At 37.9% G+C, this 15,663-nt stretch carries 11 protein-coding genes; 2 read left to right on the top strand and 9 right to left on the bottom strand.

Annotated features, from left to right (window positions below; genetic code table 11):
• Window positions 1-15: 15 nt before the first annotated feature.
• From pyrB to AADH04_RS06825, 4 genes are all read right to left on the bottom strand, one after another.
• Window positions 16-939 carry an aspartate carbamoyltransferase gene (pyrB, locus tag AADH04_RS06840; RefSeq protein WP_434779490.1) on the bottom strand — a complete coding sequence of 308 codons (924 nt, stop codon included), beginning with the start codon at window positions 937-939 and terminating at the stop codon, window positions 16-18.
• Between the two features lie 195 nt (window positions 940-1,134).
• Window positions 1,135-1,893 carry a S24 family peptidase gene (locus AADH04_RS06835; protein WP_434779489.1) on the bottom strand — a complete coding sequence of 253 codons (759 nt, stop codon included), beginning with the start codon at window positions 1,891-1,893 and terminating at the stop codon, window positions 1,135-1,137.
• Window positions 1,894-2,609: 716 nt separating this feature from the next.
• The gene (locus tag AADH04_RS06830) at window positions 2,610-4,250 is read right to left on the bottom strand and encodes a cation acetate symporter (protein ID WP_434779814.1); all 1,641 of its coding nucleotides are present in this window, start codon (window positions 4,248-4,250) and stop codon (window positions 2,610-2,612) included.
• Between the two features lie 44 nt (window positions 4,251-4,294).
• On the bottom strand, window positions 4,295-4,624 hold the full coding sequence (locus AADH04_RS06825; protein WP_434779488.1) for a DUF485 domain-containing protein: 330 nt from the start codon (window positions 4,622-4,624) through the stop codon (window positions 4,295-4,297).
• A gap of 483 nt (window positions 4,625-5,107) precedes the next feature.
• Here AADH04_RS06825 and AADH04_RS06820 point away from each other — a divergent pair, with 483 nt between their 5' ends.
• Window positions 5,108-6,322: a pyridoxal phosphate-dependent aminotransferase gene (locus AADH04_RS06820; protein WP_434779487.1), complete on the top strand. Its 1,215-nt coding sequence runs from the start codon at window positions 5,108-5,110 to the stop codon at window positions 6,320-6,322.
• A gap of 48 nt (window positions 6,323-6,370) precedes the next feature.
• Here the strand turns inward: AADH04_RS06820 and glmS are convergent, their stop codons facing one another.
• The 5 genes from glmS to mutS form a co-directional block, all read right to left on the bottom strand.
• Window positions 6,371-8,203, bottom strand: coding sequence for a glutamine--fructose-6-phosphate transaminase (isomerizing) (glmS, locus tag AADH04_RS06815; RefSeq protein ID WP_434779486.1), 1,833 nt, complete (start codon window positions 8,201-8,203; stop codon window positions 6,371-6,373).
• Window positions 8,204-8,207: 4 nt separating this feature from the next.
• Window positions 8,208-9,524: a bifunctional UDP-N-acetylglucosamine diphosphorylase/glucosamine-1-phosphate N-acetyltransferase GlmU gene (glmU, locus tag AADH04_RS06810; protein WP_434779813.1), complete on the bottom strand. Its 1,317-nt coding sequence runs from the start codon at window positions 9,522-9,524 to the stop codon at window positions 8,208-8,210.
• Between the two features lie 174 nt (window positions 9,525-9,698).
• Window positions 9,699-10,754 (bottom strand): DNA polymerase IV, encoded by a 1,056-nt coding sequence (dinB, locus tag AADH04_RS06805; protein WP_434779485.1) that lies wholly within the window; start codon window positions 10,752-10,754, stop codon window positions 9,699-9,701.
• Window positions 10,755-10,903: 149 nt separating this feature from the next.
• Window positions 10,904-11,299: a hypothetical protein gene (locus AADH04_RS06800; RefSeq protein ID WP_434779484.1), complete on the bottom strand. Its 396-nt coding sequence runs from the start codon at window positions 11,297-11,299 to the stop codon at window positions 10,904-10,906.
• A gap of 128 nt (window positions 11,300-11,427) precedes the next feature.
• On the bottom strand, window positions 11,428-13,986 hold the full coding sequence (gene mutS, locus AADH04_RS06795; RefSeq protein WP_434779483.1) for a DNA mismatch repair protein MutS: 2,559 nt from the start codon (window positions 13,984-13,986) through the stop codon (window positions 11,428-11,430).
• 523 nt (window positions 13,987-14,509) lie between these two features.
• Between mutS and AADH04_RS06790 the strand changes: the two genes are divergently transcribed.
• Complete coding sequence (locus AADH04_RS06790) at window positions 14,510-15,625, top strand: porin (RefSeq protein WP_434779482.1); 1,116 nt, start codon at window positions 14,510-14,512, stop codon at window positions 15,623-15,625.
• Window positions 15,626-15,663: the final 38 nt, after the last annotated feature.

Below are 15,663 nucleotides of genomic sequence, written 5' to 3'. Positions count from 1 at the left end.
CCTTTAACTGATCACTCAAATAATAGATTCATTTGTCACTAACGATAATAATGCTTGGCGTGCATACACACCATTTTGTGCTTGTTCAAAGTAATAGGCATATGGGGTATGGTCCACATCAGTAGTGATTTCATCTACTCGGGGTAGTGGGTGTAAAATGCGCATATTAGGTTTTGCATTGGCGAGCATAGGTGCTGATAAAATAAACTTACCCTGAATTTTCTTAAACTCTTCTTCGTCAAATCGCTCTTTTTGAACGCGGGTCATATAAAGAATATCCACAAGCGGAATGATTTCATCCAGTGACTGAACAAGATGAAATTGACAATTCTTTTCGGTCAGTTCATCACAAATATAGTCTGGCATAGATAATTGCTCAGGTGCAACAAAATAGAATTCACAGCCATAACGTGAAAGGGCTTGTGCTAAGGAGTGCACCGTACGGCCATATTTTAGATCACCAACAAAGGCCAGCTTTAAGCCAGATAAAGTGCCTTGGGTTTCTAAAATGGAGAATAAATCCAATAAGGTTTGAGTAGGGTGCTGATTACTGCCATCACCCCCATTAATGATCGGCACCGATGAAAATTGACTGGCAACCCGTGCCGCTCCTTCTTTTGGGTGGCGCATCACGATTGCATCAGTGTAAGAGCTGATGATTTTGACTGTGTCTGCAATGGTTTCGCCTTTTTTTGCAGAAGTATTGGCACCATCACTAAATCCAATAACATTACCGCCTAATCGTTGAATGGCTGTTTCAAATGATAATCTGGTTCGAGTAGAGGGTTCAAAAAAACAACTGCCCACCAATTTACCTTTGAGTAAATCGTCTCGCGGATGATTTTTCAGTTGTTGTGCCAATGTTAATACAGACGCTATGTCTGTATCACTTAGCTCATTAATAGAGAGAATGTGCTTTTTATATAATGGATTTGCCATAAATTGTTCCTTATTTATTGCAATGAAGACAAAAAAAATCCCCTTAAAAAAAGGGGATATTCCTAAAAAATAGAAAGCACTGGGATCAAAAGTACAAATTTTTGTTGATACAGGTACATTGAGTGTTTTCCTAATTTTTTAGTCGGGGCGAAGTATTACAAATTCTGGTGTGTTTGTAAAGGTATTCTCAAATAATTACTTTGCTGCTCCGCAATCAAATACATATTTTCCTAAAATACAAAATTCATTGTTATTGGTATTCAGTAAATCCAGTTCAACGATTGGATAAATGGAAGCGTTGTCGCTGATGATCAATAACTTTGAAATGGTGGCTTTTTGTAAACGTTTGATTCGGTATTCTTGTCCTTGTTTGATCAGGTAAATACCTTCTGAATCATATTGATTTTTACTTGTGTCAAATATAACCAAACTATTCGGTTTGATTGTTGGTGACATTGAGTCGCCTTTTTCCTGAAAAGCAATCAGATATTCAGGCTTTGCTTTCAATGTTTCCGTGATCAATTGTGGATTTAAAGGGATAAATTCAGTTTTTTCTTTTCTTGATTTTCTGTTGTAACTTGCCAGTATTTTTTCGGGGCTGAAAATGCGAACAGGAATGATGTGCTTTAATGTAACAAGTTGGCTCCATTGTTTGTAGTCGCCGATAAATTCTTCAAGTAGCTCGGTTGTCAGTGATTTTTGAGCCAATTGATAACTCAATATCGGTTCTTTACTTGGCATGTTCAATGGATGTGCTTGTAAGTAGTAGATTTCATTAATCACATAATCGGGTAGTTTAAATACACGTTTCACACCACCTCTTCCACCTTTGCCTTTTACTTCTTTGTAAGGCCAAGCCTCTTGCTTGGCTTTTCTGGCAATGCTTTCTCTAGTCTTGGGCAAACAAGATAGATTGAGTTTGAATAGGTCGCTGGCACTGAGTTGATAATCCATAGTTGAGACTTTTTATATTGGTTTTAAAATAGTTAACTAAAAGTTTCATCTTTATCGACTCATAAAAATATATTGTTTTCAAATGATTAAAATTTTCTCAACATCAATTTTGAAAAATACGTTGTAACCTATTGACAAAATTTACGGTTACAACTATTATGCGTACATGATATAAATTTATGTTTGTCATGTTGATTGATTTATTGTCATAGATTATTCATATCTCAAACATGTATTTTTATCATGAAGATATTCCGCTTATGTGAAAAGCAGATATCTTGTCACGCCCTAAATAATCATATAGTAAAGTCTTTGTTTTGTTATGTGTTTTAAGGCTTATTTAGGTTTTTTGTTAACAAGGTTTTATACTTTATGGTCGTAAAAGCTCCCTTAGTATATCACTAATTTAACGAGAATGTTTAGCATAAATGAGTAATCAGTTATTTTCTAAACATTCTTTTTTTTTATAAAATAAAAAATTCCTTAATATTTCCGTTAGGTTACTGACTATTAACGTTTCAGTTTTTATTGTTTTTGTGGTTCTAAGTAAGTTATAACTCTACCTGAAATGAATTCTATCTATATGAAATAATGTATCCGATTTGGCGGAGTTTATTCTGAATATTTGGACACATTTTTATTTGATTGGATGATGGTTTGGATAAAACAAAACCAGCTAATTTCTAGCTGGTTTGATTATTGGAGCATTATATTTGTTAATGATCAGATGCTTTTGATATACCAATGCCTGTCATTGAGCGGACAAATTGTGCTTCAAATTTACTGCGCTCTTCTTGAGCATTTTTTGATTTATCTGTGATAGAGAAAAACCAGATTGAGACAAAGGCCAATGTGACTGAGAAAATGGCTGGGTTTTTATAGGGGAAGAGTGCATGCTCATGCCCTAATACATCTACCCAAACAGTTGGGCCAAGTAAAATCATGGTAACCGCAGACAACAAACCCAAACCACCACCAATTACTGCGCCTCTTGTGGTTAAGCCTTTCCAGAACATAGAAAGTAACAGCACAGGGAAGTTTGCTGATGCGGCAATTGAGAAGGCTAAGCCAACCATGAAGGCAATATTTTGTTTTTCAAACAAGATCCCTAATAAGATGGCCAATATACCCAATATAAAGGTGGTGATCCGAGAAACCCTAAATTCATCACGGCTGCTGGCAACTCCTTTTTTGATTACTTTTGAGTAAATGTCATGGCTCACAGCAGAAGCGCCTGATAATGTTAAACCAGCCACTACCGCTAAAATGGTTGCAAAGGCTACTGCAGACATAAACCCTAAGAAGATATTGCCACCGACAGCATGTGATAAATGAATTGCTGCCATGTTACTGCCCCCAATTAATTGGGTAACAGGCTGACCATCTTTCATCACAGTTGTCATAAACTCTGGTTTGTTTAACACCAGCATAATGGCACCAAAGCCGATGATAAAGGTCAGAATATAGAAGTATCCCATAAAGCCTGTTGCGTAAAAGGCGGATTTTCTTGCTTCTTTTGCGTCAGCAACGGTGAAAAAACGCATCAATACATGTGGCAAACCTGCTGTGCCAAACATAAGGGCAATACCTAAAGACACTGCATCAACAGGATTGGATACAAGGCCACCTGGGTGCATAATCGCGGAGCCTTTTGCATGTATGGCAACAGATTGGCTAAATAGTTTTTCAAAACTAAAGTCTGCATAGTATAAAACCATTACGGCCATAAATGTCGCACCAGAAAGCAGTAAGACCGCTTTAATGATTTGTACCCATGTTGTGGCCAACATACCACCGAAAGCAACATACATCACCATCAATATCCCAACTAGAACCACTGCGGAGGTGTAATTCATACCAAAAAGTAATTGAATCAGTTTCCCTGCACCCACCATTTGGGCAATGAGATACAAGGCAACAACAACGAGTGTGCCTGTTGCTGAAAAACAGCGAACAGGTGTTTGTTGTAGGCGGTAGGAGGCCACATCTGAAAAGGTGAATTTACCAAGGTTACGTAGGCGCTCTGCAATTAAAAATAGCATAACAGGCCAACCTACCAAAAAGCCGATAGAGTAAATTAAGCCATCATAACCAGTGTCAAACACCATGGCTGAAATACCTAAAAAAGATGCGGCAGACATGTAGTCTCCCGCAATGGCTAAACCGTTTTGAAATCCAGAAATACCTCCTCCAGCTGTATAAAAGTCAGCTGTCGATTTCGTTCGGCGAGCAGCCCAGTAAGTGATCCCCATAGTAAATGCGACAAAGGCAAAAAACATAATAATGGCATGCCAGTTTAGAGGTTGTTTTTGCACAGCACCTGTAATGGCGTCTGCTGCAAATACACTGGTTCCCATACATGTTAGTAAGGCAATCGCAATCACTTTATGTTTTTGTTGACTCATTTTGACGCCTCCTCAATGATTTCTTGATTCAGTCTGTCAAACTCGGTATTGGCTTTGCGTACATAGATACCAGTCAATATAAAAGACAATACAATGATAACTGCCCCCATGGGGATACCATAGGTTGTTGCTTTTCCTGCTGCCAGAGGTGTACCAACAAAATCTGGGGCAAAGGCTAACAACAAGATAAACCCATAATAGACAACAAGCATAATCAGTGTTAGGCCTAATCCTAACTTGGTTTTTTTTTCGACCAGCATTTTGAATTTTGCGCTGTGTTCAATTTTTTCAACTAATTGTTGATTTAATTGCTCTTGATGTTGCATGACAATTCTCCTTTGTCAGGTTTTATTTTTTTGAATCATTATTAACCAATCTTGACTGTTGGTTTGTGTGAGTAAACGTAGCAAATATAAATTAAAAAGTAAATAAAAAAATGAGTATAGTGATTATATTTGTTAAATTTTTTAATAACTGTTTTTGGTTAAGGTATGATTATTGAATTTTTTAATCGTTCGGGATGCTGATGGATATGGGATAATAATAAAAAATAAGCCATTCTTATTGTGTCATTACCTCAGATAAATTATTTTTTAGACCGAAATGTTTTTTGGCTTTTTTAGGGAGAAAATGAGCACTTAATTTGACTATTTTTGCAATAAAGCACAAATAGTGTTCTTGGTAAAAATGCGGTAGTGGTGACAAATTTCGATCAGTTTATTGTTTTAAATGGTTTCCTCTCTTTTAAAACCAATTAAATCGTAGTAGATTAAACACTTTATTTGTGTATTTATTTAGAAGGTAAAGTAATGTCTCCCATTGATAAGTCAGCTAAGCTGGAACATGTTTGTTATGATATTCGTGGGCCCGTTTCAAAAGAGGCCAAGCGTTTAGAAGAAGAAGGTCATAAAATCTTAAAATTGAATATTGGCAATCCAGCGCCATTTGGTTTTGAAGCACCTGACGAAATTTTGGTTGATGTAATTAAAAATCTGCCTACATCTCAAGGTTATTGTGACTCAAAAGGTTTATTTTCAGCCCGTAAAGCGATTATGCAATATTATCAAGCCAAGGGGATGCGTGATGTTACCGTTGAGGATATTTATATTGGTAATGGTGTGTCCGAATTGATTGTTCAGTCTATGCAAGCTTTGCTGGATTCAGGGGATGAAATTTTGATTCCTGCGCCAGATTACCCTTTATGGACAGCGGCTGTTTCTTTGTCTGGCGGCACTGCTGTTCATTATATGTGTGATGAGTCCTCTGACTGGTTTCCAGATATAGAGGATATTCGCAGTAAAATTACCCCAAATACCAAAGGTATTGTGGTAATCAACCCTAATAACCCTACTGGCGCGGTTTACAGTAAACAATTGCTTTTGGATATTGTACAAATTGCACGTGAGCATAATCTGATTATTTTTGCAGATGAAATTTATGAAAAAATATTATATGACGATGCGGTGCATTATTCTATTGCTCAATTAGCGCCTGATGTATTGACCGTAACCTTTAATGGTTTATCTAAAACCTATCGTGTTGCTGGATTTAGACAAGGCTGGATGGTGTTAAATGGGCCAAAACAACATGCCAAAGGATATATTGAAGGTTTAGAAATGCTCGCCTCCATGCGCTTATGTGCCAATGTACCTATGCAACATGCCATTCAAACAGCTATTGGTGGCTATCAAAGTATTAAAGAGTTTACGCAACCAGGTGGTCGTTTATACGAACAAAGCCATAAAGCGTGGGAGATGCTCAATCAAATACCGGGTGTGTCTTGTGTCAAACCTCGAGGTGCTTTGTATTTGTTCCCTAAAATTGATATTAATCGTTTTAATATTCATGATGATCAAAAAATGGTACTGGATTTTTTATTGCAACAAAAAGTACTGTTGGTTCAAGGAACAGGATTTAACTGGCCAAATCATGATCATGTTCGTATTGTTACTTTACCATATGAGGATGAGTTGGAAATGGCGATTAATCGATTCGCTCAGTTTTTATCGGGTTATCGTCAGTAATAAAAAAGCTGCTTAATTTAAGCAGCTTTTTTTGAAACAAGCTTTCAATCATTCAACTGTCACTGATTTAGCCAGATTTCGTGGTTTATCTACATCTGTACCACGAACAAGTGCAGTGTGGTAGGCCAGAATTTGAACAGGGACAACATGAACTATAGGTGATAAAAGGCCAACATGGCGTGGGGTTCTGATCACATGTACCCCTTCTGATTCACTAAAATGGCTATCTAAGTCAGCAAATACAAACAGTTCACCACCTCGCGCACGGACTTCTTGCATATTGGATTTTACTTTTTCCAATAAGCTGTCATTTGGCGCAATCACCACAACCGGCATATTTTCATCCACCAATGCCAGTGGGCCATGTTTTAATTCTCCAGCAGGGTAGGCTTCTGCATGAATATAGCTGATCTCTTTTAATTTGAGTGCACCTTCTAAAGCTATCGGGTAATGTATGCCGCGACCTAAAAATAAGGCATGGTCTTTACCTGTAAATTGTTCTGCCCAACTTTTTATTTGGGGTTCTAGGTTCAGTGCATGTTGCACACTATTAGGTAAATGGCGCAGCTCATCTAAGTATTGTTCGGCTGTTGCTGCACTGATGTGCTTGTTTAATACCCCAAATGTTGCGGCTAAGGTAAATAAAGCAACTAATTGGGTACTAAAAGCTTTTGTTGAGGCAACGCCAATTTCTGCACCTGCACGGGTATAAAATACCAATTCACTTTCCCGAGGTAGGGCACTTTCAGCAACATTGCAAATAGACAGAGTATATTGATGTCCTAACGATTTTGCATGTTTTAACGCCTCCATTGTATCCAGTGTCTCCCCTGATTGGGAAATGGTGATAATCAGTTGGTTTGGGTTAGCAATGACATCACGGTATCTGTATTCGCTGGCAATTTCTACGTCTGTTGGCAGTTTGGCTAAATGTTCAATCCAATAACGTGCCGTTAGCCCAGCATAAAAACTGGTGCCACAGGCTAAAATTTTGATGCTGTCTACTTTTTGAAAAATTTCTTGGGCATTTTCGCCAAATAGTTCAGGCACAAAACCAGTATGCAAGATATTTTCAATTGTTTGGGTAATGGCAAAAGGTTGTTCTGCTATTTCTTTTTGCATATAGTGATTATATGGGCCAAGTTCCAGTGATGCTAAAGAAACATTGGATGTTTGTTCTTTGCGTACAACAGGCTGATTATTGCGATCCAATAAAACATCAATACCATTTGTTGATAGCTTGGCAATATCACCATCTTCTAAAAACACTACTTTACGTGTTTGAGCAATGACGGCTGATACATCTGAGGCAATAAATGTTTCATTGTCACCTAATGCAATCAATAAAGGACAACCCATACGTGCAACACATAAGGTATTGGGTTGATCATAAGCCATAACAGCAATGGCAAAAGCACCCCTAAGGGTTTTTATGGCCTCTTGTGTTGCCAAAAATAAATCACCATGTTGTTTATAATGGTGGTGAATGCTGTGGGCAATGACTTCTGTATCTGTTTGAGAGTCGAATGTATAGCCTAGTTCCTTTAAACGATTGCGTTCTTCTTCATGGTTTTCAATAATACCATTATGAATGAGTGCAATTGTTTCGTTAGAAATAATTGGATGGGCATTTTGTTCGGTAACACCGCCATGGGTTGCCCACCGAGTATGCCCAATCCCTAATGAACCCTGTAGGTTTTTCTCTTGAGCAACCGCCTCCATCAGTGAGACACGACCAACTCTTCTGGCTCGTTCAATTTTTCCTTCGGTTAATATGGCGATACCAGAAGAGTCATAGCCTCTGTATTCCAGTCGTTTAAGGCCATCGACTAAAAAAGGGACAATATTTTTTGTACTGACTGCACCAACAATTCCACACATATGTTTATTCCTTTGTTGCTTTTTGAGGACGCAGCCAAGAGTCAATGGTGACTTGTGGGCTACGTGCTAAAGTGAGTTTATCTGATAAGCAAATTTTGGTGATTACTGATCCTGCACCAATAGTGGCGCCATTTTCTACTGTTACGGGTGCAACAAGCATCGTGCCTGAACCAACAAATACATGATCGCCAATTTTTGTTTTAAATTTGTTTACACCATCATAGTTGCAGGTAATGGTTCCTGCGCCTATATTGGTAGATTGTCCAATAGAGGTGTCCCCAATATAGCTTAAATGGTTTACTTTACTGTTTTGTCCAATTTGGCTATTTTTTACTTCAACAAAATTACCAATATGGGTATTTTCTGAAAGTTCTGTACCTGTACGTAAGCGAGCAAAAGGACCTACTTTGCTGTGCTGCTTAATGATACAGTTTTCTAAGTGGCTAAATGGTTCAATAATAACATTGTCCGCAATTGTGACATTTTTTAAGACACAGTTGGCACCAATGCTGATATTGTTCCCTAAGCTGTTTTCTCCTTCAAAAACAACATTGACATCAATGGTCACGTCTTGACCATGTGTGAGCGTCCCTCGAAGGTCAAAACGATTGGCGTCAAGAAGCGTCACGCCTTTTTCTAATAAATAAAGTGCCTGTTGTTTTTGATATGAGCGCTCAAGCATGGCCAATTGCTGTTTGTTATTGACTCCTGTTGCTTCATCACTGTGATGTACAGATAAACCATATACTGGTACATTATTTTTTGTTGCCAAGGCAATGATATCAGTTAAATAAAATTCTTTTTGAGCATTATTGTTTTGCAGTTGCCCTAGCCAAGCGTCAATATGTTGATTAGGGATCACCATGATGCCTGTGTTGATTTCCTGAATCTTTTTCTGTTCTTCTGTGGCATCTTTTTCTTCGACAATACCCAAAATTTGATCATTTGCCCGTATGATCCGTCCTAAACCCGTTGGATTAGCCAATGTATCTGTTAAAAGAGCAATACCATCTTGGCTTAATGTCAGTAATGTTTGTAATGTTTGCGTGCCGATTAATGGGACATCTCCATATAAAACCAGCGTTTTGCCCTCTTGACTTAAGTGAGGTAGAGCCATTTTCAATGCATGGCCTGTGCCAAGTTGCTCTTTTTGTTCTGCCCAAATGACTTCTTGTTTTATTTGTGCTTGAACAAGTTCTGCTCCATGCCCATAAACAACAATAATATTTTGAGGGGTTAAACTTTGTGCGGTATTAATGACACGGCTTAACATAGATTGTCCTGCGATTTTATGCAGCACTTTTGGTAAAGAAGAATACATTCTTGTCCCTTTCCCTGCCGCTAAAATAACAATGTTGAGAGTGTCTTGCACAGTTAGTCTCCAGTTGAGTCTTTACAATGAAGTCGTTATTGTACTTGGAAAATGAATCATTGAGTATGGCAAACTATAATTGATTTTCTCAAGATACAGCCAGATAGCTTTATATTAAAGGGTTTAAAATAAAGACAACTGATTGTGTGATTCAGTGTTCGGTAGGGTAACATGCAAACCAACCAATCGGATGCCTCTATTTTGTCTGCGTGTATCCCAAGTATTTTTGGCTATTTGTAAGAGATAATCTTGGTCCAATTGTTGGCAACTGTGTTCTTGTGTTGTCGATTGAAAATTAGAAAACTTAAATTTAACCCCTTGTTTGGTGATCAATAAATTGGGGCTGACTTTAATGAGGCGTTCTTTTAGTTCAGGGTAGAGTGTCTGCATGATATTTAGGCATTCTTCCCATGAGTAAATATCATTTATAAGTGTTTTTTCCACACCAACTGATTTGCGTAATCGATGATGGTTGACTTCTCTTGGGTCTAGGCCATGACATCTTTCATATAAGATATAGCCAAATTTACCAAAAAGATGAATCAGTTTAGGTAGATCATATTGTTGTACATCTGTGCAATTAAAAAGCCCCAGTTTTTCTAGTTTCATTGCGGTTACTTTGCCTACGCCTGGAATTTTGGATAAAGGTAAGGTGGCAATAAAAGCCGGAATGTCTTCTGGTGTAATGGTATATTGATTATTGGGTTTGTTGATGTCTGAGGCGATTTTTGCTAAAAATTTAATTGGGGCAATGCCAGCTGACGCTGTTAATTGGAGGTTTTGCTCTATTTGCTTGCGAATATCTTTGGCAATTAAAGTTGCTGATCCATTAAATTGAGTGCATGCGCTGACATCTAAATAAGCTTCATCTAATGATATCGGTTCAATAATATGAGTATATTTTTGTAAAATCTGATGAATTTTTAATGAAACCTCTTTGTAAAATGGTAAACGGCCAGGGATGACCGTTAGAGTAGGGCATAATTGAAGAGCCTTTGCCGTTGGCATTGCACTGTGTACGCCGTATTGTCTGGCAATATAGTTTGCTGTGGTCAGGACCCCTCTTCTTTCTGCTTTCCCTCCGACAGCCATCGGTATGTTTTGTAAGGAGGGATTTTCACGCATTTCTATGGCTGCGTAAAAACAGTCCATGTCAATGTGTATGATTTTTCGATTCATGAAACGCTCTTTGGTATGGCGCTGAGTAGTTGTTTTCTGATTGGTGATTGTAACTTGATTTCAGATGTCTAGGAAAGTAAGTAAAGATTTAGGAGAATATAAAAAAACAGCAACTGGTTAAAGTTGCTGTTTTTTTAAGAAAACTTAAATTATTCAGCGCTGGCAGCAGGAGCTTCTTCAGAAGTCGCGGCAGGAGCTGCTTCAGAAGCAACAGCAGGAGCTTCTTCAATGATAGTAGCAGAAACTTCTTCAATTGCTTCAGGAGCAGAAACGCCACCCATAGCATCCATAGCTTGTTTTAATTGTTCGAAACCAGCATTAGCTTGTTTACAATAATCTTCAGCTTGGCTACCACTTAAGCTTTTTAGCGCAGTTTCTAGTTGACCACGAGCAGAAGTGATTTGTTCTTTAGTCGCATTATCTGGCATTTTTGCAGCTAGATCATCATAGTTTTTTAAAAGATCTGTACATGCTTGAGAAGATGCGCCACCACCACAAGCTGCCAATACAAGCGCTAAAGCAGAAACTGATAATAATTTTTTCATGGTTAAAATCTCTTTGTTTGTTTTAAAAAATTTATCAATACAATAAATTTGGGTTAAAAAATGAAGAACGATGATTATAATTGTTCAGAAAACAATTGACAACAATTATTCTCCCCTCATCAGGGATATTAAAATAGAGACTTCAGTTTGTATAGTGCATCGAGTGCTTCTTTGGGTGTCATTTCATCGGGGTTTATTTGGTGTAATTCATTTAACACCAAATTTTCTTCTGTTTCTATGGGGAGAGACTCTGTTTCTTTTTCGTCGAATAAATGGAATTGTGGCTCTTCTGGTCTACTTGCCTCTTCGAGTTTTAATAAATTTTTTCGGGCATCGTTGATGACTTTATTCGGAACACCAGCGAGTTTGGCAACCGCAATGCCATAGCTTTTGCTTGCAGGCCCTGCTTCAATATGATGCAAAAAGACAATATTTTGACCTTTCTCTATTGCTTCTAAGTGAATATTGGCTGCAGTTGGATAAATTTCAGGGATTTGAGTCAGTTCAAAATAATGGGTGGCAAAAAGACAAAAGCTTTTGTTCACTGTAATCAGTGATTTTGCAATAGCATGGGCTAAAGCAAGACCATCATAAGTAGATGTTCCTCGCCCAATTTCATCCATTAAAACCAAAGAGTGTTCATTCGCATGATGTAAAATATGGGCCGTTTCAGACATCTCTACCATAAATGTTGAACGTCCTCCTGCCAAATCATCAGAGGCACCTATACGTGTAAAAATATGTTCTATAGGGCCAATAGTCACATTTCGGGCTGGCACAAAGCTGCCTATATGTGCCATCAAAACAATTAAGGCTGTTTGGCGCATATAGGTAGATTTGCCACCCATATTGGGGCCAGTAATCAGCAGCATTTTGCGTTTACTGTTCAGAGAACAATCATTGTTGATGAATTGGGTGACTTGCGCCTCAACAACAGGATGGCGCCCTGCTTCAATGGACACTTCAGGGTAGTTAACAAAGTTAGGGCAACAATAATTCAGTGTGGTTGCACGTTCGGCTAAAGCTGAAAAAACATCTAATTGAGCGGCTGCTTTAGCGATGGTTTGTAAAGTGGGTAAGTATTGTTGTAATGATTGTAACAGTTCTTCAAATAGCTGTTTTTCCAAAGCCAAAGCCAACTCTTGTGCTTGTAATGCTTTGTCTTCAAATGCCTTAAGCTCTGGGGTAATAAAGCGTTCTGCATTTTTAAGGGTTTGCCTGCGTTGATAGTGAGCAGGTACATCATGACTTTGTGCTTTACTGACTTCTATATAAAACCCATGTACTCGGTTGAACTCCACTTTTAATGTACTGATGCCTGTTGTTTGTTTTTCTTTTGCCTCAAGATCTGCTAAAAACTGATCATCATGATTAAGAATGGCTCTGAGCTCATCTAATTGAGCATTAAAGTGATGATTGATCACGCCTCCTTCTCTTAAAACAATAGACGGTTCTGGCAAAATGGCTTGCGTTAATAAATGAGCAATTGTTTCACCTTGAGGAAAGTAGGTAAATAAGCTTGACAATAAGGGGCTGCCAGTATGATTTTGAGGTGGTTGTAATTGGGTTAAAGTAGATAAGGAATCCCTTAGTGTGGCCAAATCACGGGGTCTGGCATTAAATAAAGCAATTCTGGCACAAATACGTTCTATATCTGCAAGGGGTTTGAGTGCATTTAAAATAGGCGTGTATTGATTGAGTAGAATAGAAATGGCTTTTTGTCTATTGATCAATTCTTCATGTTGGCGTAGCGGGTGATGTAACCAGTTTGCCAATAAGCGACTCCCCATATGAGTGGCGCAGACATCTAATAATGAAAATAAAGTGGGGGCAGTTTTACCATTAATGGTTTGTGTCAGTTCTAAGTTTTTGCGAGTGACCGCATCCATGGAAATATAATGGCTGGTTTGTTCCAGTGACAAACCATTAATATGAGCAGGAATGGTACTTTGGGTTTTCTTGATGTAACTAAGTAAAGCGCCTGCTGCGCTAATTGCTAGAGCATGTTCTTCTTTATTTAAACCAAAGGCTAATAAATCCTTTGTTTCAAAGTGTTCAGTTAAGCTGGTAAAGTTTGAGTCTGTGTCAAATTGCCAACTGTTTAGACGGGTTGTGACAATGGGCTGAGGAATTTCAGGCAAATATTGATTATTGTCAGCAATTAATATCTCTGCAGGTGTGAGACGGGTTAATTCTTGAGCCAGATTGTTTCGTCCTGTTTGTAAGGCTTTAAAATCACCATTTTCTAAAGATAAATAGGCTAAACCTATTTGGTGTTTATCAGCATAAATTGCCATAATCCGATTGGTGTGTTTATCTTCTAATAGCGCTGTGTCTGTTAGTGTGCCAGGGGTTAAGATTTTGACAACTTTTCTTTCGACAGGCCCTTTTGATTCACCTACAACACCTACTTGCTCACAAATGGCAACACTCATCCCTGCTTTTAATAATTTAGCCAGATACTGTTCTGCTGCGTGATAAGGTACCCCAGCCATTTTTATGGGCTCTCCATTGGCCGTACCACGGGCGGTTAAATTAATGTCCAACAGTTTTGCAGCTAAAATAGCATCATCAAAAAACAGCTCATAAAAATCGCCCATGCGGTAGAACAACAATTTATCTTGATGTTCAGATTTGATTGAAATGTATTGAGCCATCATTGGTGTGTATTGTGCTTTATCGGACATGTTTTCAATTCATTAATGTTTAGAGTGCTCTATTGTACCGAATTTGGTTTGGTTATGTAAAAGTGATTTTATGAAAAATGATTAATAGGGTGTGTTCCTTTTAAGATAGATGTTTTATGATGGTTTTTTGTATCATTGTTATAGGGTGTGTCAATAATATGTAGTGATGAATAAATGCAGCTTTGTCAGTACACAATAATTGCTTATTTAGATATATTTTTGCCATAAAAACTAAGTAGGAAATTACTTATATAATGTTTAATTAAAAGGAATTTAGATTAAGTGTGTGTTTTATACAACTGTTTTTGTTTTGTGTTATCTGTTTGTATTTTAATGGTTTTTTAAAAAAATGATGTTGATCTGCATTATTTTTTAAATCTGTTTGTGGATAGAGTTTGAGTTTTTTTCTACTACCCTTTATATTTCACCCTAACAACCCTGCTTCTTGTGGGTTAACCCTGAGCTTAAAATCTCAAGAAGAATTTAAGACTATTTTGACTGAACTAAAAAAAGGAATTCAGCAATGAAAAAAACACTAATCGCTTTGACATTGGCAGCATTGCCTGTTGCAGCAATGGCTGATGTTACCATTTACGGTAATATCCGTGCAGGTTTCTACAATCATTCTACAAAACAGGGTGATGCAGGCCGTAAATCAATCAATACTGTTGATGATTTTGGTTCTTATGTTGGTTTTAAAGGTTCTGAAGACGTTGCTGGTGGTTTGAAAGCTATTTGGCAAGTTGAAACAGGTATTTTTGCTGATCAAGCTGATCCTAAAGGTAGTGCATGGGCAAGTCGTGACACCTTTATTGGTTTAGAAGGTGGTTTCGGTAAAGTCCGTGCAGGTTATGTACGTAGCCAATTTGGCGAAAACATGGGTGATGTAGATGCATGGGAATACACTAACAATACAGCTGATGGTTATACCACCGCAAATGGTCTAGGTATTTTCACTCGTACTGATGTACGTATGGCTAACGCTGTGCGTTACGATTCTCCAACATGGGCTGGTTTTGATTTCAACGTAACTCATGGTTTGGATGAAATGCGTCGTGATGCAAAACGTGAAGGTAATGCATATGTAACTGTTTTAGGCTTGAACTATCAAAATAGTGGTTACTTTGCTAAATATGGCTTCGGTTATTACAATGACTCATACCGTAATGACTCTGGTGACTTGAAAGCTGGTCAAGCCCATCGTCTAGAACTTGGTTACAATGCTAATAATCTTTTAGCTGTATTGGCTTACCAATACACCAAAGGTTTTGCTGATAGAAACCAAGTTGCTACAGGCATCAAAGTTGATGATAGCGATAACTTGAAAGCCAGCGAATTAGGTTTCACCGTTGGTTATACTTTTGGTGCAATTACTCCTAAAGTTACTTATATGCACGGTTTCAAAGCAAAAAATGTTAACGGTGGCGACAAACTTGATAACAGTAAATACGATCAAGTAATCTTGGGTGCTGATTATGCGTTGTCTAAACGTACTACTGCAATGTTTAATGTTGGTTACTTAAATCAAGGTACTGGTGCTTTAGGTGCAGTAACTGATCCTAATGCTGGCGTGAGTACTTCAGACAAACCAAAAATCAAAACATACTCTATCGGTGTGGGTATGCGTCACTTATTCTAATCTTGATGGGTTAGAATTATTAAAAAAAGCCAGCGATT

Source organism: Neisseria sp. Ec49-e6-T10 (assembly GCF_051132615.1).
GTDB lineage: Bacteria > Pseudomonadota > Gammaproteobacteria > Burkholderiales > Neisseriaceae.
The sequence above is the reverse complement of the archived record's forward strand: the minus strand, read 5'-3'. Positions and strand labels throughout refer to the sequence as shown.

Excerpts from the sequence above, each read along its gene's own strand:
- pyrB (WP_434779490.1), bottom strand. The coding sequence starts at position 939 with ATGGCAAATCCATTATATAAAAAGCACATTCTCTCTATTAATGAGCTA.
- AADH04_RS06835 (WP_434779489.1), bottom strand. The coding sequence starts at position 1,893 with ATGGATTATCAACTCAGTGCCAGCGACCTATTCAAACTCAATCTATCT.
- AADH04_RS06830 (WP_434779814.1), bottom strand. The coding sequence starts at position 4,250 with ATGGGAACCAGTGTATTTGCAGCAGACGCCATTACAGGTGCTGTGCAA.
- AADH04_RS06825 (WP_434779488.1), bottom strand. The coding sequence starts at position 4,624 with ATGCAACATCAAGAGCAATTAAATCAACAATTAGTTGAAAAAATTGAA.
- AADH04_RS06820 (WP_434779487.1), top strand. The coding sequence starts at position 5,108 with ATGTCTCCCATTGATAAGTCAGCTAAGCTGGAACATGTTTGTTATGAT.
- glmS (WP_434779486.1), bottom strand. The coding sequence starts at position 8,203 with ATGTGTGGAATTGTTGGTGCAGTCAGTACAAAAAATATTGTCCCTTTT.
- glmU (WP_434779813.1), bottom strand. The coding sequence starts at position 9,524 with ATGTATTCTTCTTTACCAAAAGTGCTGCATAAAATCGCAGGACAATCT.
- dinB (WP_434779485.1), bottom strand. The coding sequence starts at position 10,754 with ATGAATCGAAAAATCATACACATTGACATGGACTGTTTTTACGCAGCC.
- AADH04_RS06800 (WP_434779484.1), bottom strand. The coding sequence starts at position 11,299 with ATGAAAAAATTATTATCAGTTTCTGCTTTAGCGCTTGTATTGGCAGCT.
- mutS (WP_434779483.1), bottom strand. The coding sequence starts at position 13,986 with ATGTCCGATAAAGCACAATACACACCAATGATGGCTCAATACATTTCA.
- AADH04_RS06790 (WP_434779482.1), top strand. The coding sequence starts at position 14,510 with ATGAAAAAAACACTAATCGCTTTGACATTGGCAGCATTGCCTGTTGCA.